At 30.1% G+C, this 18,725-nt stretch carries 18 protein-coding genes; 4 read left to right on the top strand and 14 right to left on the bottom strand.

Annotation, left to right across the window (positions count from 1 at the left end; translation table 11 throughout):
- Nucleotides 1-100 precede the first annotated feature (100 nt).
- Together T514_RS0105630 and T514_RS0105625 are read left to right on the top strand one after the other, a co-directional pair.
- A complete protein-coding gene (locus T514_RS0105630; RefSeq protein ID WP_027623895.1) occupies nt 101-1,198 on the top strand; it encodes an acyl-CoA dehydratase activase-related protein in 1,098 nt (365 codons plus the stop codon).
- Nucleotides 1,179-2,144 carry an acyl-CoA dehydratase activase gene (locus T514_RS0105625; protein ID WP_027623894.1) on the top strand — a complete coding sequence of 322 codons (966 nt, stop codon included), beginning with the start codon at nt 1,179-1,181 and terminating at the stop codon, nt 2,142-2,144. The genes T514_RS0105630 and T514_RS0105625 overlap by 20 nt, the downstream gene beginning before the upstream one ends.
- Nucleotides 2,145-2,331: 187 nt before the next feature.
- Here the strand turns inward: T514_RS0105625 and T514_RS0105620 are convergent, their stop codons facing one another.
- The 3 genes from T514_RS0105620 to T514_RS0105610 form a co-directional block, all read right to left on the bottom strand.
- Nucleotides 2,332-3,636 carry a VanW family protein gene (locus T514_RS0105620; protein ID WP_027623893.1) on the bottom strand — a complete coding sequence of 435 codons (1,305 nt, stop codon included), beginning with the start codon at nt 3,634-3,636 and terminating at the stop codon, nt 2,332-2,334.
- A gap of 167 nt (nt 3,637-3,803) precedes the next feature.
- Nucleotides 3,804-4,202, bottom strand: coding sequence for a hypothetical protein (locus tag T514_RS0105615; protein WP_027623892.1), 399 nt, complete (start codon nt 4,200-4,202; stop codon nt 3,804-3,806).
- A gap of 111 nt (nt 4,203-4,313) precedes the next feature.
- The gene (locus tag T514_RS0105610) at nt 4,314-4,541 is read right to left on the bottom strand and encodes a hypothetical protein (RefSeq protein WP_027623891.1); all 228 of its coding nucleotides are present in this window, start codon (nt 4,539-4,541) and stop codon (nt 4,314-4,316) included.
- Nucleotides 4,542-4,715: 174 nt separating this feature from the next.
- On the opposite strand from T514_RS0105610, the gene T514_RS0105605 reads away from it, so the two are divergent.
- Both T514_RS0105605 and T514_RS23870 read left to right on the top strand, forming a co-directional pair.
- Nucleotides 4,716-5,249, top strand: a complete 534-nt coding sequence (locus T514_RS0105605; RefSeq protein WP_027623890.1) for a hypothetical protein — start codon at nt 4,716-4,718, stop codon at nt 5,247-5,249.
- A 56-nt stretch (nt 5,250-5,305) separates the two neighbouring features.
- Nucleotides 5,306-6,484, top strand: a complete 1,179-nt coding sequence (locus T514_RS23870) for a clostripain-related cysteine peptidase (RefSeq protein ID WP_051541803.1) — start codon at nt 5,306-5,308, stop codon at nt 6,482-6,484.
- A gap of 50 nt (nt 6,485-6,534) precedes the next feature.
- Here T514_RS23870 and T514_RS0105595 read toward each other — a convergent pair whose 3' ends face one another.
- The 11 genes from T514_RS0105595 to T514_RS0105545 all read right to left on the bottom strand — a co-directional run bounded on the left by T514_RS0105595 (nt 6,535) and on the right by T514_RS0105545 (nt 18,636).
- A complete protein-coding gene (locus tag T514_RS0105595) occupies nt 6,535-7,569 on the bottom strand; it encodes a patatin-like phospholipase family protein (protein WP_027623889.1) in 1,035 nt (344 codons plus the stop codon).
- 96 nt (nt 7,570-7,665) lie between these two features.
- On the bottom strand, nt 7,666-8,436 hold the full coding sequence (locus T514_RS0105590) for a hypothetical protein (RefSeq protein WP_027623888.1): 771 nt from the start codon (nt 8,434-8,436) through the stop codon (nt 7,666-7,668).
- A gap of 138 nt (nt 8,437-8,574) precedes the next feature.
- Nucleotides 8,575-9,948 carry a membrane protein gene (locus T514_RS0105585; protein ID WP_027623887.1) on the bottom strand — a complete coding sequence of 458 codons (1,374 nt, stop codon included), beginning with the start codon at nt 9,946-9,948 and terminating at the stop codon, nt 8,575-8,577.
- An 89-nt stretch (nt 9,949-10,037) separates the two neighbouring features.
- Nucleotides 10,038-11,336, bottom strand: coding sequence for an acetyl-CoA hydrolase/transferase family protein (locus T514_RS0105580; RefSeq protein WP_027623886.1), 1,299 nt, complete (start codon nt 11,334-11,336; stop codon nt 10,038-10,040).
- Nucleotides 11,337-11,349: 13 nt separating this feature from the next.
- Nucleotides 11,350-11,625, bottom strand: coding sequence for a hypothetical protein (locus T514_RS0105575; RefSeq protein ID WP_027623885.1), 276 nt, complete (start codon nt 11,623-11,625; stop codon nt 11,350-11,352).
- Nucleotides 11,625-11,912, bottom strand: a complete 288-nt coding sequence (locus T514_RS0105570; protein ID WP_027623884.1) for a NifU family protein — start codon at nt 11,910-11,912, stop codon at nt 11,625-11,627. Before T514_RS0105570 ends, T514_RS0105575 begins: the two co-directional genes overlap by 1 nt.
- A gap of 175 nt (nt 11,913-12,087) precedes the next feature.
- Entirely contained in the window at nt 12,088-13,542 is a 1,455-nt protein-coding gene (locus T514_RS0105565; RefSeq protein WP_027623883.1) for a 4-hydroxyphenylacetate 3-hydroxylase family protein, read from the bottom strand.
- A 301-nt stretch (nt 13,543-13,843) separates the two neighbouring features.
- Nucleotides 13,844-15,304, bottom strand: a complete 1,461-nt coding sequence (locus T514_RS0105560) for a sigma-54 interaction domain-containing protein (RefSeq protein WP_027623882.1) — start codon at nt 15,302-15,304, stop codon at nt 13,844-13,846.
- Nucleotides 15,305-15,459: 155 nt separating this feature from the next.
- Complete coding sequence (locus T514_RS0105555) at nt 15,460-15,873, bottom strand: MaoC family dehydratase (RefSeq protein WP_051541801.1); 414 nt, start codon at nt 15,871-15,873, stop codon at nt 15,460-15,462.
- 350 nt (nt 15,874-16,223) lie between these two features.
- Nucleotides 16,224-17,528 (bottom strand): acyl-CoA reductase, encoded by a 1,305-nt coding sequence (locus T514_RS0105550; RefSeq protein WP_027623880.1) that lies wholly within the window; start codon nt 17,526-17,528, stop codon nt 16,224-16,226.
- Complete coding sequence (locus T514_RS0105545; protein ID WP_207640917.1) at nt 17,521-18,636, bottom strand: LuxE/PaaK family acyltransferase; 1,116 nt, start codon at nt 18,634-18,636, stop codon at nt 17,521-17,523. Before T514_RS0105545 ends, T514_RS0105550 begins: the two co-directional genes overlap by 8 nt.
- Nucleotides 18,637-18,725 lie beyond the last annotated feature (89 nt).

The raw sequence follows: 18,725 nt of genomic DNA, 5'->3' as shown, positions 1-18,725 counted from the left end.
AAGTGAAGAGTAAATATTTAAGAGTGAAGAGTAATGGAGGCTTTTCTTCCATTCACACTACTGAAAAGCTTTTTAAATAAGAAAAGAGGTGTAATTAATTATGGTTTTAACATTTCCACATCTTGGAAATAGCGCACTTGCTGCTAAATCGGTTTTTGATGGTTTGGGAATAGATTATATTCTTCCTCCTATAAGCAGTAGAACCTCATTAGAAATCGGTTCTTATTATGCTCCGGAGGAAATATGTCTTCCTTTTAAAATAATGTTAGGTAGTTTCATTCAAAGCATAGAAAATGGAGCAGATACTATACTTATTCCTGGTAGTTGCGGCCCTTGCAGATATGGAGAATATTGTGAATTGCATATGAAAATATTAAAAAAACTAGGTTATAACGTAGATATTATCGTATTAGATTTGCCCAAGGATATAGGAGTAAAGGAATTATTAAATAGAATTAATAAAATATCCTCAAACAGTCCTAAAAGCAATAAAGAAAAAATTGAAGCTTTAATTGCAGGTTATAAAGTTATAAAGTTAATAGATAGAATAGAACAAAAGGCCAAGATTAAATCAGGCTATGAAATAAATAAAGGTGAATGTAAAAAACTTTTTAATGAATGTAAAAAGGAATGTGTTCTTACTAAAAAACCTGACGAAATGATATATACCTTAGAAAGATATAACAACATGTTGGACATGGTAACTTTAAATAAAACCATAAAGCCATTAAAAGTAGCTATAATAGGAGAAATATATACATTACTTGAGCCGTTCTCTAATCTTTATATAGAGGATAAACTTATGGATTATGGTGTTAGTAGTAAAAGATTTTTATATCCTAGCTGGTGGGTTAAGGATGCTGCTTTATCTATAGTAAATTTAAACTCCTTAGATATACGAAAAGCCTCTAAAAAATATCTTTCTTATTACATAGGAGGTTTTGGAAGAGAATGTGTTGGAGAAGCAGTGCTGGCTAAAAAACAAGGTTTTCATGGCGCCATTCAAATTTTACCAATGGGATGTATGCCAGAGATAGTTTCAAAATCTATACTTCCTACCATCTCCAAAGATGAAAATTTTCCTATTATGACTTTGGTTGTAGATGAAATGACAGGAGAAGGCGGCTATGAAACTAGAATAGAAGCATTTTTAGATTTACTTGAAAGGAGAAAAGATAATGTATTACATGGGTGTTGATGTAGGTTCTGTTAGTACAGATATAATACTTTTAGATAAAAGCTTAAATCTTGTAGAGAGTCTTTATCTTAGAACTAAGGGAAAACCTATAGATGTTATGCAAGAAGCCCTTACAATATTAAAAGAAAAGTACAAAGATAATATGATAGATGGGGTTGGAGTTACAGGCAGCGGTAGACATATTGCCTCATTTATAATCGGAGGAGATGCGGTAAAAAATGAGATTACAGCTCATGCTATAGCTTCTCTAAACTTAAATAAAGAAGTAAGCACTATAATTGAAATAGGTGGTCAAGATTCTAAAATAATAATATTAAATGATGGAATTGTTACAGATTTTGCTATGAATACAGTTTGTGCTGCAGGTACTGGATCATTTCTTGATAGGCAAGCTGAAAGATTAGAAATTCCTATTGAAAGATTTGGAGACTATGCTTTAAAATCCAAAACTCCTATAAGAATTGCTGGAAGATGCGCTGTTTTTGCTGAATCAGATATGATACACAAACAGCAATTAGGTTATAGTGAAGAAGATATTATAAGTGGTCTTTGTGAAGCCCTTGTTAGAAATTATTTAAACAATGTAGCTAAGGGAAAAGATATTAAAGCTCCAATATTTTTTCAGGGTGGTGTAGCTTCTAATAAAGGAATAAAAGCTGCCTTTCAAAAGGCCCTAGGCACAGAACTTATAGTTCCACCTCACCATATGGTTATGGGAGCCATTGGTGCTGCTATAATTGCTATGGAAACTTTAAAAAAGGAAAATAGGAAAACTAACTTTAAAGGGTTTGATACTGCAGATGTGAACTTTTCATCGCAAAGTTTTGAATGCACTGGTTGTGCTAATAGATGCGAAGTAGTAAAAATACTAGGAGATGGCTCTGTAGTTGGCTGCTTTGGAGATAGGTGTGGAAAATGGAACAATTCTACAGCAATTGTTAGTTGAGAATTTAGAGTTGAAAGTTAAGAGTCAAAATATTTCTCGTTTTCATCACTAAAAAACTGAAAATAGGAAATAATAAATAAGAAAACCTTACCCTTAGGGTAAGGTAAAAATTTAATTTCTAAATTTTTTATAATATGAATGGAGAAAATTATCCTTCACTCTCAATTCTCCATTCTCACCTTTGAACTTACTGTTTATAAGAGTCAGTACTTACTAGTTGTCTAGCAATTTCTTTCCCATTTTGTAAAGTTACTTTATATACCTTTACCTTATTTCCATTTATTTCATTAACCAAGTCATAAGTTTTATTAGTTAGGCTTTTATTTGAATATACATTGAAGGTTATGTTTTTATTTTGTACTACTGCCTCTATATATATTGGATAGTTTAATGTATTTTTAAACTTATAATCTATATTACCAAAGTCTACTGTTGCATCCATACCCATTGGAACATAAGTAGACATCATTGTATGACGAGTTCTTTCTGTATATGGTATATTTGCCCTCATTATTGCGTTATACAGAGTTGAAGATACTTGGCATACTCCCCCTCCAAAATCATCCACAAATTTATCTCCCACTATTACTTTAGCTGGCTTGTATCCTTTTTCAGCAGTTCTTTGTCCTACTACATCATTAAAACTAAAAGTATCTCCAGGCATCATTACTTTTCCGTTAATAGCATCTGCTGCCAAAGTTATATTTGTTACTCTGTTTTCATTTGATCCAGCAAAATTAGTTGCAAAAGTAGATATTATTGTATTTATGCTTCCTAACTGTCCTCCTGTAATATGTGGTTTTATTTCTTTTATGTTTGAATTAACAACTATATTACCATTTCCTTTAATATCCATACTTTTTTGTATTTGTTCTTTTATATTTTTATCATCGATTACTTGTCCATAACTTTCTCCCTTTACAAAAAAGTCTCCAGAATTAGTTTTTTGTATTGATGCATCTATAGCTTCTTTATTATTTTCTTCCTTTATCTTTTTAATGATATTATCTATTTTTGCCATACTGTATTTATAGTTTAAATCTAATTCGTGATTTTTTGGTTCCTTTATGTTTTTATATTTATTTAATGTACTGCCATCTTTATGAATATTAAAAGCAGAGTTAATGACTTCATCATAATTATATTCTATGTTAAGTTCTGAAAAATTCAAGGTATATTCCTTATCTGCTACTTTAATAACAATGTTTCTTTTCTTATTTACATCTGTATACTTTTGTGATAGTAAAGATATAGCTTTATCTTTTGTCTTCCCTCCTACATTTACCCCTTCAATAAATACCCCAGGATAAATTAAATTATCATATTTTTTAACAGTGTTATAAATTTTTACAGCCTGAAGTCCTCCTATAATTGCTACCCCTAAAAATAGAAAAGTTAGCGCAACGATCCCTATTCTTTTTCTATGAATCTTTCTCTTATGAGCCTTGCTTCGTCTTCTAGAGTTAACTGTATTATTTGTTTCTAATTGCATGTATTCACCTTCTTAAGAATAAATTTTGGCAGCACCTAATATTATAGTACAACATTTATTAGATTTAAAGGTTTCAAAATAGTTAAATTTAACTACAGATGATTGATAATCTATATTAATAATAGTTTAGGATAGGGATTTACCCTATCCTATCAAATTTCGACCTATTACGCACTAGTACATGGACATACACAGTTGGTATTATTTAAAATGTAATTAGCTACTGCTGTTGCTCTAAATATCCTATTGTCCGTACGACATGTATCTGGAATAACAAATACAAAGTCATGAGTTACACTTCCACATCCAGTTCCAGTACCAGCAGGTCTTGTAAATATCTGAGTAGAAATTATATTACTTACATCACCTAGTTGTTCGCATAATACAGCTCCTATAACTAATGCCTTATTAGCACATACATTGTTTACAGTAGCAGTTACTGTTATCTGTAAAAAATTCTCTAAATTAATAGCACTTAAAGTTGTTTTTGAACAAGTTGCACAAGGTTCTACAGTTATAGTATTACAGGTTGCAGCCTGTCTTACATCTTTTAATTCATCAGCCATGATATCACTCCTTAAATTATTATGAATATTTAACATTAAATTATTTAAGTAATACAAATAAGTACTTAGCTTCCTACAAAAGCTATAAAATAATTTAAGGATTAATTAAAACTAATAAAAACAATTCATTAAACAGCATTTTCTTGAATAACACTTGTTTAAAATAATAAACAATGCTATAAGAATTAATATTTCATCAATATCTATACAAGGCTTGCAACATGATATAGGGGGAGCTAGTTTAATATGCATATCTACTTTTTTACAAGATTCACAGGGTTTGACCTCTATTATTTTTTCACTCCACCCGTAATTACAGCGATTTAATTTATTTTTCAAACTCATTTCCCCCATAAAAGCTTTCACACCTAATATAATATATGTTTCGAAATATCATTTGTTACATTATAAATAAGTCATAATTTAATAAATACAAGTAACTTATACTATACATAATTAATATAATGAATTAGGATAAATATCTAACTATTACTATAAAAAAGAGGTGATACTATGGCTACTAATTATAGCATAGATCTAAAAGCTGGTTTTCCTCAATGTGCATTCAACTCTCAAACTGGTCAATTTGAACAGACATGGGTATATATTATTACTCAAACAGGCCCTACCCAAGGATCAGAAATAAGTGATTTTGAAATACAACTTTGTGATAATCATGAGGTACTAAGTGTTTCAAAAAATGGTAATGTAGTACCTATTAGTGATGCATCAACTTTAAATATAAAAGTATTTTATCCTCCTAATGGTAATGCTTCCTGCTTATTTCAGTCAGGGCAAAACATTAGAGTAATAAAATGGGAAGGCTTAAGTAATGCAGATGTTCAACCTAATACTGATCCAGATGTAGGTCAATATGACTTTACCTTAGCAGGATGTTATGAAATTGGTTCAATTAATGCAGCTATTAAGGGCGGTCCCGACTGCGATCCTAGAACTATACAAGGTCCAACTTGCACACAAACAACTCCACCAACGCCAAGAGGAATAGATTTTTCTAATATTACAGACATAGATATAACTGAATAAATAGTAAAAATTTCACCCCAGAGGTGGCTGGGGTGTTTTACTGGAGTTGAATATATATGAAGAATTGGACTTTGTTAATTTATGCTAATGGTAATAATGAAATGGAACCGGAAATTTTTAATAGTTTTCTTTCTGCTAAAAAAGCTCCCTCTACTAAAAATATAAATGTAGTTATGCAAATAGGAAGAGCTGATAAAACTTTAGTTAAACTAATAAACCCATCAAAAATTATTTTTAAAGATGCAAATGACTGGTGTGGAGTTAGGCGATACCTTATAGATAGTGGGGAAGCCATACTTTTAGAAGATGACTGCTTTCCCAATATGGCTCATCCCAAAAATCTATATAATTTTATAAAATGGGGAGTAGAAAAATTTCCTGCTAAACATTATATGCTCATACTATCTGGTCACGGCATATCATATATTGGTGGTCTTACAGATACAACCTTAGATGAATTTTATATTATGGGTATACCAGAGATGTGCCAAGCTATAAATTCAATAAAAAAGGATTTAAATACTCATATAGATATATTACTTCTAGATATGTGCTATATGAACTTAATTGAAGTTTTATATGAATTAGGACATGAAGAAAAACCTTCTTGCAAAGAAATTGTTACCTATTTTCGAACTGGTCCTCTAGAAGGTATACCTTTAGAAAAGTTAATAATTTCTGTTGAAAAGAATATTCATATAGAAAGTTTGGATTTATTTACTAAAAATTTAATTAATGATATTGAACTGCCTCTTATTTCTTATAATCCTAGTAAAAAAGAATTAGAAATGATTAAGGATTATTTTAATATATTAGCAAAATGTTATTTAGCTATGGAATATAAAGATCCTAAAAAAATATATAATCTTATGAACAAATCAAAAGAGGAGATTCCTTGCAATATTTATATTGATAAGATAAATGACTTACTCTCTTCTTTAATTGTATATACCAACAGTATATCAACGAAAAATTATATAAATGTTATTTGCACAGACCTTGGTAAAGCTATAGTTATATATAAAAAATTATCATTTTCCAAAAATAACAACTGGACAGAAATTCTAAGTAATTATAAAGAATATGATGAATCAAAGGAAATTAGTCTTCTGCCCATTAAATTATCTAATGGGGCAATATATAGTTTTTTATCTAATCTTAATCCTGAACTATCTGGAGGAGAAGTATTGCAAATTTTAAGCAAGCTTAGAACTTATTACGCTAACAATAAATAAATAAAAGCATTAAATTTATAATTTTTATAAATTTAATGCCATTACATAGCTTATACCTCCAATTTTTCATTATAGCCTTCACAGTAATTTCTTCTAAAAACTAGATATTCATTGTAATTTCTATTCCAATTTCTTAAAAACTTTTCTGCACAATCCTCTCCTGAATTATATAAGTCCATCATTCTTTCTCTAGACATTTTAAATTCAGTAGTTTTCACTCCTAATGTATCTATTTCTACCGTTCTTAAATTATTCATTTTTATTACACCCATATCTAATTCACTTTTAAGCATTGTTTCTATAAGGGCCTTGGATAAACTAAATATTGAGTTTATTTTATTTCTCTTACATTTTTCATCACTATCTATAAGCTTAAAGCCAATAGTAGGCCATTCAGGTTCTCCTTTCACATCAAAAAGCCATACAGGATAATTACTTAAAAGCCCTCCATCTACAATATAGAACTTTTCTTTAGTTTTAATATCTTTTATTATTACTGGAGTAAAAAAAATAGGAATTCCTATGCTCATTCTTACAGCCAAACTTACCTCCAACTCATCTGGATCCACACCATAATCTTGTATGTCCTCAGGCAATATAAGCATTTTTTCTCTGGTAATATCCGCTGCAATTATATGCAGCTTATATTTTCTTTTATATTTGGGATTGCCAATTAATATATCCTTCTCTCCAGGTATAATAAGATCCTTAAATTTAACTTTTCTTTTTTCTTTTATTTTTACATTCATTTTTTCATAAAGTAATTCATCAATCCAATTTCTTATGTAGTCTCCTTTATAAAATCCATTGTGAATTATAAAATTTAATCCAGGCGTAATTATAGGAATATCTATTTTACTTTTATCTACTAGTTTTCTATAATCAGTTGTATCCAACAATTCTTTAATTTCCAATGGCTTATATCCTACTGCTACTAAAGAAGCTACTATAGCTCCTGCTGAAGTTCCAGCTAAGTTTCTCCACACATATCCATCTTCCTCAATAATCTTTAGTGCCCCTGCAAAGCCTATAGCCTTTATTCCTCCTCCTTCAAAAACTCCATCAGCTAATTTTTTAACCCCCATAATATCACCTCTATAACAATATATGCAGAATTAAAAAAAGTGCACCGCACTTTTTTAGAGTACAGAGCACAGATAAGTATCCTTATCTGTTATCTGTTAATTGTCCTCTGCACTCTGTAATCTGTCCTTTGAAAGAGGTTCTTCTTCTCTACAAATATACATAGTAAACACATACATATAAAGTTCTATAGTAATAGATATAAAAGATACTACTGCAAAAGTTATTATGTTAGTATTGGAACTACCTTTTGCAATAGCGTTTACAATAGAATTTATTATTCCAGATATTAAACCCACAAAAAATATAGACCAAAAATACTTTTTACCTAGTGCTCTTCCTTTACTTAATGCCTCTTCTGCTGAAGTATCATAATGTATTAAATATGAGGTACAAGGTGTTATTGTTACCCCTATATAAATTGCTAAAATAACTACACCAACTATGAAAATTGGATGGATCATAACAAGTAAACTACAAAGCATTATTCCTCCAAATATAAAAATAATAATAATAGTTAATCCCAAATATCTTAGATAAAATCTTAAACTTTCCCTAAAACTATCCTTATAATTAACTTTCTCATAGTCAACTTCCTCTTCTTTTATTATATTCTTTGTAATTAACTGTAAAAAAGAATAAAATAAAGGTGCTAAAAATAAAGAAACTAACAATATGCCTATGCTATTCCCTATAGAAGATGCCATATTAGGTAATGAATTTCCTTTTTTTATGAAACCATACTTATCCAATAATGCATTCCCATTTGTAACTTTAAAAGTTGAAATTTCAAATGCTAACTTTACTAAAATAAATGGTAAAAATAACTTAAAACTTTTCAAATACTTTTCTAAGGCTTCTTTACACATTAATTAATCCCCCATAATAAGTCTTTATAAATATATATTAACATAAATTTCAAAATTTTAAAACAATTTACACAATGTAAAAAGCCTAAAGAAATTATATTCTTTAAGCTTTTATTATATTAATTCATAGTGGGGTTATTAATCTGCTATTTTAGCTTTCTCTTCATCAAATATTACTATATCCATTTCAGGTTTATTTCCAAGTTGAATTAAAAGGCAAAGTACTATACCTGTTACAAGTCCCCAAGCCGCTCCTCTTGTTGCAACTACTGATGCCATTACTCCTGCTATTCCTAAATCATTAAATGTACGAGCCTTCATAACACCAACTCTAACAGAAACGAAACCTTGAATCAACATTGTAGAAGCAAGAGCTATACCAAGTATTGGTTTAACTAAACTTACTATTGGTAATAAGAAATATCCTGTAAGTGTTCCAAAACGGAATGATCCTGCTCCACCATTTATGGAGTCCATAGCCTCACGACCATGTTTATATCTTTCACATACAACAACCTGCATTGCTGCCCACAAAGGTCCACACATAGTTATATCTGGTCCTATAATTGACATTATTATATTTCTTAATCCAAATATTATATGAGATCTGTTTGGATTATAATCTATTTTTTCATCTGGACGGAATTTTGCTGAATCCTCAAGTAAAGCCTGAGACTGAATCATATCCCCAAATAATACTATATACGCTGAAAATACCATTGGAACTGCCTTTATAAACATTTGAGCTGGTGGAAAACCTACAGCCCAGAAAGTCCATTCTCTCCATAAGGTTCCGAAATCAGGTTTAGTAAATCCCCATTGAATTTGTGGCCATTGAGTTTCTCCAACTAATGGTCCTATTATTATAGCAAGAACTATAATTGGTAGTATTCCCAAGTTTGATATAGTTTTTAAGAATTTATTATTATTCCTAATGCTTTTAAAATGATTTGAAAATAATAGATAGAAACCTAGTCCTATACATATAACTATAGAAATTGGGAAATTATCAAAACGTGCACCCTTAACAAATATCATATTAACTGCTGCAATGCCTGCTCCAAGAATAATACCTGATTGCATTGCATTAGGTACTATAGATACTATTTTTTTACCTAAACCAGTTGCACCTAATATTAGAGCTAAAAGTCCAAGGGTTATTTCAAAAGCTATTAATGCTTGAATTCTTTCTGGCCCTTGTGGAAAATCAGCTACATAAAGCATAAGTAATGGTATAGCAGGAGTTACCCATCCTGGTACTACAGGATCTCCCAAAAGTACGTGAACACAATACAATATACCATTTAATACAACAACGGCAATAGCAACTTCAAAAGGCATTCCTAAAGAATCCTGTAACATTGGAATAGCTCCCAAGCAAACTGCACACATAAGTAGTCCCTGAATATAATCTGCCCACTCAAATTTGTAATGAACAAAAGGTATACGAATCTTAAATGGACCTGCTGATAAATAAGGTTGTTCTTTTCCATACTCTCTTTGCATGGCCATAAGTTTTCCTCCTCATTTTATTAAATTTAAATACTTTATTTTAATAATTGATAACCTAGTTTATAAACTATATTAATCATTACTTCACATTAAAATTTATCATGAAATCTCTTTTCATACTCTTCTATTAACCCTTCTCTGAAATCAGGATGTGCTATATTTATTAACGCTTTAGCTCTTTGTCTTAAAGTTTTTCCTTTAAGATGAGCAATACCAAATTCTGTAACCACATAATCAACATCATTTCTTGATGTAGTTACAGCAGCACCTTCATCAAGTAATGGAACTATTTTTGATACCTTGCCCTTTGCTGCAGTAGATGGCATAGCCATAATTGATTTTCCATCTTTGCACATATTGGATCCTCTTACAAAATCCACTTGTCCTCCAACTCCACTAATCTGTTTTAGTCCTACACTTTCAGATGCAACTTGTCCCATTAAGTCTACTTGAACACATGAATTTATTGAAATCATTTTGCTATTTTTCATTATTACTGTTGGATCGTTTACATAGTCTACAGGATACATTTCTAACATAGGATTATTATGAGCAAAATCATAAAGTTTCTTTGTTCCCATCAAGAAAGTAACAACAATTTTTCCTGGATGAAAAGTTTTAGCCTTATTAGTTATGACTCCGGATTCTACCAATTGTACCACACCATCAGATATCATTTCTGAGTGGATCCCCAAATCTTTTTTATCTTTCAAAAATAATAACACTGCATCTGGAATAGCCCCTATACCTAATTGAAGTGTAGATTCATCTTCTATTAAAGATGCACAATTTTCACCAATGGCTCTTTCCACATCACCTATTCTAGCTGGCTTAAGTTCTATTATTGGATGTGAACTTTCAACTACATAATCAATATCAGAAATATGAATAAAGCAATCTCCCATAGTTCTTGGCATCTGATTATTTATTTCTGCTATTACTAGCTTTGCACATTCTGCCGCTGGTTTAGTATAATCATTTGATACGCCATAGCTGCAATATCCATGTTCATCTGGTGGAGTAACTTGGATTAAAGCAACATCTACAGGTAAGTTTTCTCTAAATAATCTAGGTACATCTGAAAAAAAGCATGGTGTAAAATCTCCTCTTCCTGAGCTTACAGCATCCCTTGTAGTACCTCCAACAAATATGGAATTATGTCTAAAATGTTTTTCCATACCTGGTTGCGCATATCCCCCTTTTCCCATAGCAACCATATGAACTATTTCTACATCTCTGTAGTTTTCTTTATTTTCTACCATTTCTTCAATAACTGCAGCTGGTTCTCCAACTGCATGCCCTAAAACAACTCTGTCCCCAGATTTTACTTTTTTAGCGGCTTCTTTTACTGAAATAACTTTACTTCTATAGATCTCCTCACAATTCAATTAAATTTCCCCCTTAAAATTCTGATTCCTTTATTTTATTTATTATCTTTAAAATTTCGCCATAGTCCTTATCATTTGAAGCAATTACTTTCCCGTACTTTCCATTTAAGTTTTGGTGATTAACACAACAACTAGTACATCCACATAAAATTATTACTAAATCATAAATCTCTTTTTCTTTCACTAACTCTACAATTAAATCGCTATACTCACTTTTTAATTTCTCAATAATGTCTTTTCTATCATATCTAGGGTTGCAACCACCACAATACTTTATACCTATTCTCATTACACTACCTGCATATTTCCATTTAATATTTTCCTAGCCATATCTAGCAACTCTTGGCTAACTTCATTTACCAAAATAACTTTTTTTATTCCAGGGATTTTTTCTTTTAAGTTACTTTCTATTACATCTTCTACAGTATATTTAGCAGATGGACAACCACTACATTGACCTATCAATTTTATTTCAACAACCCCGTCCTTTACACCTAATAATTCTATATCACCATAATGTTCTTTAAGGTAAGGTCTAATTTCGCTATCTATTACATTTTCTATTTCCTTAATCATTGTTGTAATCACCCCTTTTTTACAGAGTATAGAGGACAGATCACAGATCACAGATTAGGATAATTTTTCTCCGTAAACTACGAAAAATTTAAATTTAGAGATTTTCTGTAGAGCGGCAGAATAAAATCTTCATTATCTATGCTCTTTACTCTATAATCTGTCCATTTATAATTAATTATTCTTGTATTCTTGCAATAGCTTTTGCTAATGCTTTCTTATGAGCTAAATTTCCTTGTCTTGCAATCATAATTCTCTGAGCTTGTGGTGAGCCTGCACCATGCATTGATTCTGTTCTGTATCCTACTGCTGCAGTTCCTAAAGTTATATTTTCTATAAGTCTTAATATTCTCATACGATTTTCTGTTGGTACAGATGCAACACCCTTTAAATATTTTTCAACATATGCTCCTAGCTTTTCATCTCTAAAGTCTTTTTCAGATGGCATAGTAACCATTATTCCACCAGCTATATCTTCTGCAAGTCTTGCTATCTCATATGGGAATCTTGTAACGTTCTGCTTACAGACATTAGCAAGCAATAAATCTATTATATAGTTACCTGATTCAGTCTTATATCCTTCAGCGGAACAAGCAATTCCACAAGCATATAATGTTTCATTTAAGTGGGTCATTTCTATTAGTTTATCTTTAAGATGTGATGCCTTAGCTGCTCCATTATAATCAGCGGCTACTGCAGCAGCTCCTATAAGAACATCACCAACTCCAACTTTACATCCACCATAACTTTGTCTATGGTATCCAGCAAATCTTTCAACTAACATACCAGCAAATTCAGTTTCTCCATTTAAGAAAATTCTTTCATTTGGTACAAATACATTATCAAATATTGTTAAAGCTTCTACTCCACCAAAGTTTTTATTTCCTACATCTATATCTGCACCTTCTTCAAGCTTTCTAGTATCACAAGACTGTCTTCCAAGAATCATAAATACTCCTTCAGTATCTGTTGGAATAGAAAATGAAATTGCATAATCCTTATCTTCTGGTCTCATAGCTATTGTTGGCATAACTAAAACTTCATGAGAATTACAAATACCTGTCTGGTGAGCTTTAGCTCCTCTAACTACAACTCCATCTGGTCTTCTTTCTACAACTCTTAAATAAAGATCAGGGTCTGCCTGCTTACTTGGTGATAGTCCTCTATCTCCCTTAGGGTCTGTCATAGCACCATCTACTACTAAATCATTTTTTTGTACATACTCTAAATACTTTTTAAACTTTTCATGATAGTTTGTTTCATACGCCTTATCTATCTCGTATGTAGTACTGTATTCAGCATTAAAAGCATCCATACCTACACATCTTTGGAAACATGCTGCTGTTTTCTGTCCACATAATCTTTGCATTTTTACCTTTTTAATAAGATCCTCTGTACTCTGATGAATGTGACAGAAACGATTAATTTTTTCTCCAGTTAAATTAGAAGTAGTTGTCATTAAATCTTCATATTCAGCCATCTGAGCTAAATCATAAGTCATTTTTACTGAATTCATTGATGGGCGAATTACAGGGTTGTCTACTGGATTCTCCACTTTTTTACCAAACATATACACCTTTAAATTAAGTTTACGAAGACTTTCTACATACTGTTCTCCTGTCATTAATGCCATTTAAGACCATCTCCCTTTCATATTTAAATGTATTTGTATTTTATTTTTTATCTACGCTTATATATGAAGCAATTACTGTGCCATATATATACTAAAAAATAAATTTTTTTAAAAGCATTGAAAATCATTGGCCTTAAAGACTACTCTCAAATCTGTTAATTTAATTTGTTATAATAAAAAAAGTAAAATCTGTTGATTTTATGCAACAGATTTTACTTTAAGTAATTGTAAACCTTTTATTCTTAATAATCTTATAGTAAATTGCCCCAAAATATTTGATTTTGCAATAATGCAACAAATTTTACTTTTGCAACATATATTTTCCGCAATATTTTTTTCTCTTTCTTACAAAGGTAGATGCATCTATACCAAGATATTTAGCAGCGTCCCTGACATTTCCATATTTTTCAAAAGCTTTGCTGATAAACTGTAATTCCAGCTTTTCTACTAGTTCCTTTAAGTTTACTTTTTCATCACTATCATCTATTTGTATATCTAATGAATTGAAATTATTTTTTATTGGTAAATCACTTCTTAATACAGTATCACTATTGCTCATTATCACTACTCTCTCTACAATATTCTTCAACTCTCTTACATTGCCAGGCCAATTATATTGTATAATGACTTCTACTGCTGAAGGAGCAAATGTTTTATTTAATCCATACTTTTTATTTAGTTCTCCTAAAAAATGTTGAAACAATGGCTCTATATCTTCTTTTCTTTCCCTTAGTGGTGGTATTATAATAGGAACTACATTTAAGCGATAGTATAAATCCTCTCTAAATAGTTTTTTCGAAACCATTTCTTCTAAATTTCTATTAGTAGCAGCCAATATTCTAACATCTATTTTTATAGGGGTTACACCACCTATTCTCTCAATTTCTCTCTCCTGCAATACTCTTAAAAGCTTAACCTGCATGTCTAATGGTAATTCCCCAACCTCATCTAAAAATATAGTTCCCCTATCAGCTACTTCAAAAAGCCCCATCTTACCTTCTTTATTCGCTCCAGTAAAGGCTCCCTTATCATATCCAAACAATTCACTTTCAATTAAATTTTCTGGTATAGCACCACAGTTTACCTTTATAAATTGTTTATTGCACCTTTTGCTATTCTTATGTACATATTTTGCTACTTCTTCTTTTCCTACTCCTGTTTCTCCTAACAAAAGTACTGTAGTATCAACATTTGCTACCCTTTTAGCCATTCTTAAAGTATCTAACATATGCTTGTCCTGAGCTATTATATCAGAAGAACTTAATAACTGATTTCTCATAGCCTCAATTTCCGAATAATATTTTTTTGTCAATTCTTCATTTTTTGCTAATTGTTCCTTTAGTTCATAAAGTTGGGTAACATCTCTTACATTAGTAACAACCATAGTTATGTTACCTTTCTTATCAAATATAGGGCTACTTGATACTAATACTTTTTTTCCAGTTTTAAAAGTTTGCTCAATGGTAATTGGTTTTTTATGTTTTAATACTAATAAGGTTCCAGATTTCGATATAACACCTTCATCAACTAAATGCCTCATATTTTTACCAATCATATATTCTCTTGTAAGTCCAGTAATTTTTTCATAGGATTTATTAAGTCTTAAAGTATTTGCTTCGCCATCTGTAATATATATACCATCATAAGAACATTCTATAACTGCATCTAATTCACTACATAGTATCCGTGTTTTTTCTAATTGAGTTATAATCTTTTGAAAATTGCCCTCCATAATTTTATTTTCCACCAGATCAAAATCCATTAAGGACTCCCGTTTTACTATTTTGAAGCACCCCCAAATTAATATTATTAAAATCTCTGAGAAATACTTTAATTTATACATAACCTGTTTATAAATTCACATTATAATTATATCAATATTTTTTCAAAAATTCCAAATATTTAACCTCTATTGTCCTATCTTGGCAATAAATATACCTTTGCCTCCCCATTCAATACTATTTCTTCTTTTTTATTGCAACACACTGTATCTAAATAAATAATCCTTTTTTTCTTGTCAATTTTTTTAATTGTAACTTTAGCTTTTATCTTTTCTCCAATTCTAACATACTTTATAAATTCAAAACTTTGAGAAAGATATATGTTTCCTTCTCCTGGAAGTTTTGTGCCTATTACTGCAGATATAAGACCTGCTGTTAACATTCCATGGACAATCCCCCCTTTAAAAAAAGACCTTTTGGCCCTTTCCTCATCCATATGAATATAATTATAGTCCCCCGTTGCTTTAGCATAAAGATTCACTTCTTCTTCACCTAATTCTTTTATATATTCTGCTGACTGACCAATATAATAATTATTTATATCTGGCATTATTTTACCCCCATTTTAAAAAATTGTTTTCAATTTTTTCAGATCACAGATAACAGAGTATAGAGCACATATAATGAGGCTTTTCTTCTGCTTTGCTATAGAAAAGCTTTAACTTAATGTTACTATAGCTATATGTTACAGTAACTATTAAATTAAAGCTAAAGATTAGGTAATCTTACAACCTACGAGCTATTTTTTCAATTTGAAATATAATTTAATATATTAATACTTTAATTTATTTTTTTAAACAACTATTTTAAAATTTTTCGTAATATTAATGGAGAAAAATTCTCCTTGTCTATTCTCTGTAATCTGTACTCTGTTATCTAAAAAGTTGCATCGCAATCTTTTTAAATCATTCCATTAATATTTAGAGAACACCATCTAACCATATCACTAATTACAAAACTTCCGTCCCAAGGAGAATCATAAAGATTCATATATCCTACCTTTACTACTCTATCTACCCCTATTTTAGTAACTTTCTCTGCAAAATTTATTGCTCTATCTTCATTTTTAAAAGCTATACCAACAGTTTGAACTCTTGAAGTAATAAGTTTTTCAACTTCAAATACATCATCTACTTCTTTTAAAAATATAGTTCTTCCTCCTATGGGTTCTTCTAATTTAAATTCATTATCTATTAAAATAGTGTATTCAAATCCTTTGCTGCAATGAAGCATTTTATCTAAGCTTAAAGCATATTCTCCCCTTTTATTTATTATATCTGCCACTGTTCTTTCTCCTAAAAAATTTACTTCATATCTTTTAGTAACTTTTTTAAAAACTTTTATAAGTCTTTGAGTTACTTCTTCTATAGATATAGAACTTTTTTCTAGAAATAATACATGAGGAGAAGAACATGCCTTTTGATTGAAGGCTATTATATCTATAACTAAATTTTCAAGATACTTTTCTAACTGTATACTTTCTATAGCATCTTTATCAAATACTGCAAAGGAATACTTAGGTCCGAATATTATGTCCTTACAATTAGTCCTTTGAGGTAAACTTCTTATAGAATTTAGAGCCTCTTCTCCCCCCCAAAACACTCTACAATCTGCTTCTATAGACATACACTTATTAAGTTCCAAATTTGAACTAGGAAAATTCACTATACAAATATTTTTTAATAAGTCTTTTCCAAAGTATATGTTTTCTTCATAACTTATTTCTATATCCTTTAAAGGTTTTAAAAGTTTTATGATTAAATCTATGCAATCCTCTGGTATTCTAACGAGATTAGAATTTCTACATATTATAGATTGTAGTATGGAGTAAATGCCCAAAGTCCCAACATTAGCTGCCATCCAATGGCATGCTAGTCCTCTTTTTTGTGCTTTAATAAATTTTTTATTTTCAACTTCTATAAATCTATCTAAATAACTTTTATTTTTTAGATTTAGTTCTATTATCTTATCTAAATTAGATTTTTTTAAATAAAAACATAAAAAAGGTACTCCTTCTTCCTTTAGAATGTTTTTATCTTTGGATATAATTTTACTATATTCATTTATTATAAGTAAAATTGCCTCTACTGGGAAATACCGAAGTTCTTCTTCATTTCTTTTTAACATTTCACATATATGGTTAAAATCATTAAAAGATAAACCTTCCCCATAAAACTCACCATTTAGTGTATAGCATTTAACCATTTTTCTTCTCTCCTTCAGCAAAAGTATCTCCGCAGCCTCTTATTTCTGCTTTTTCTACTCTGGATTTAAATTTAAAATACTTTCCTTTTCTCCCACACTTACAATCGTCTATTCCAATCAATGTTCCTATATCTTCTGTTAAAATCGCCTGAGCTGGATAACTAGAAGATAATGTACTCATTATTTGTATTAAACCTATCTCTCCTATATTTACTTCTTCTAATGTAGCTAAATCTCTTATTATGATTTCTGCAAAATCTGGAACATGCTTGTATCCACATTCACAATCAATAAATACTACTCCTAATTGCTCTACCATGCCATAAAAATCTAATACATTGCTCTCTTTTGTATTGAATAATTCCCCTAAAGTTTTTGAAAATTCTTCTTTACTTACTTTTTGACAATTTAATTTTTTCCATCCCCCACTGTGTACTATTTTTACATTGGGAATATTTAACTTTATATTATTCTCTCTTAGTTCCCTTACAAATCTTGACCATATAATATAGGTAAATCCATATACCAATACATCCTCTTCTCCAAATTCTTCTTGGAACTTTTTAATTCTTTCAATATTTAATTTTAATTCTTCTCCTACTTTATCCATGGCATAAACTGTTTTATTAGAAAAATTGCTTATGCCTCTAATAGCGGCTCCTCTTGCCGTCAATATGGAACTACTTTTATTTACATCTTCACTATCTATAATAAGCAAAGGTCTTCTCTTATTTCCTAAAAAATCTCTTAGTGTAGCAATAAGTGCCTGAGATTGTCTTATAGAAGTTTTTTTATCTATATATATTTTACTTGCACTTCCAGTAGTAGTGGCACTGGAATTTAATATCCTAACTATCTCTTCTTTATCGCAGGTATAGAGATCAAATTTCTTAAACATATTTACTGGGATATAAGGGATATCTTCTAAACGATTAAAATACTTAATATCAAAGCCTAACTTATCATACATAGCACCTATATTTGCATTTAGCCTATTGGTTCCCAACTGATCTTTAAAAATTTCTAGAAGAATTCTTTCTTTTTCATCTTTATTTAATCTAAAAGGCTTATTAAAAATTAGATTTTCTAACAAGTTATAATTTTTCATGAATTTCACCTACTTTATTTGCTACATTTTTAGGCATATTAAAACAAATAACAAGTCAAAGATGTAAAATAACCTAGTATACTGACTTA

The sequence above is a fragment of the Clostridium lundense DSM 17049 genome, from assembly GCF_000619945.1.
Lineage (GTDB): Bacteria > Bacillota > Clostridia > Clostridiales > Clostridiaceae > Clostridium_AO > Clostridium_AO lundense.
Note: the sequence above shows the minus strand (reverse complement) of the source record. Positions and strands in the feature narration are given on the sequence as shown.

What these genes read in the sequence shown, in the direction of transcription:
- T514_RS0105545 (WP_207640917.1), bottom strand. Translation starts at nt 18,636, where the DNA reads ATGAAAAATTATAACTTGTTAGAAAATCTAATTTTTAATAAGCCTTTT.
- T514_RS0105565 (WP_027623883.1), bottom strand. Translation starts at nt 13,542, where the DNA reads ATGGCATTAATGACAGGAGAACAGTATGTAGAAAGTCTTCGTAAACTT.
- T514_RS0105605 (WP_027623890.1), top strand. Translation starts at nt 4,716, where the DNA reads ATGGCTACTAATTATAGCATAGATCTAAAAGCTGGTTTTCCTCAATGT.
- T514_RS0105560 (WP_027623882.1), bottom strand. Translation starts at nt 15,304, where the DNA reads ATGGATTTTGATCTGGTGGAAAATAAAATTATGGAGGGCAATTTTCAA.
- T514_RS0105570 (WP_027623884.1), bottom strand. Translation starts at nt 11,912, where the DNA reads ATGATTAAGGAAATAGAAAATGTAATAGATAGCGAAATTAGACCTTAC.
- T514_RS0105620 (WP_027623893.1), bottom strand. Translation starts at nt 3,636, where the DNA reads ATGCAATTAGAAACAAATAATACAGTTAACTCTAGAAGACGAAGCAAG.
- T514_RS0105575 (WP_027623885.1), bottom strand. Translation starts at nt 11,625, where the DNA reads ATGAGAATAGGTATAAAGTATTGTGGTGGTTGCAACCCTAGATATGAT.
- T514_RS0105585 (WP_027623887.1), bottom strand. Translation starts at nt 9,948, where the DNA reads ATGGCCATGCAAAGAGAGTATGGAAAAGAACAACCTTATTTATCAGCA.
- T514_RS0105625 (WP_027623894.1), top strand. Translation starts at nt 1,179, where the DNA reads ATGTATTACATGGGTGTTGATGTAGGTTCTGTTAGTACAGATATAATA.
- T514_RS0105555 (WP_051541801.1), bottom strand. Translation starts at nt 15,873, where the DNA reads ATGCCAGATATAAATAATTATTATATTGGTCAGTCAGCAGAATATATA.
- T514_RS0105595 (WP_027623889.1), bottom strand. Translation starts at nt 7,569, where the DNA reads ATGGGGGTTAAAAAATTAGCTGATGGAGTTTTTGAAGGAGGAGGAATA.
- T514_RS0105615 (WP_027623892.1), bottom strand. Translation starts at nt 4,202, where the DNA reads ATGGCTGATGAATTAAAAGATGTAAGACAGGCTGCAACCTGTAATACT.
- T514_RS0105590 (WP_027623888.1), bottom strand. Translation starts at nt 8,436, where the DNA reads ATGTGTAAAGAAGCCTTAGAAAAGTATTTGAAAAGTTTTAAGTTATTT.
- T514_RS0105550 (WP_027623880.1), bottom strand. Translation starts at nt 17,528, where the DNA reads ATGGTTAAATGCTATACACTAAATGGTGAGTTTTATGGGGAAGGTTTA.
- T514_RS0105630 (WP_027623895.1), top strand. Translation starts at nt 101, where the DNA reads ATGGTTTTAACATTTCCACATCTTGGAAATAGCGCACTTGCTGCTAAA.
- T514_RS23870 (WP_051541803.1), top strand. Translation starts at nt 5,306, where the DNA reads ATGAAGAATTGGACTTTGTTAATTTATGCTAATGGTAATAATGAAATG.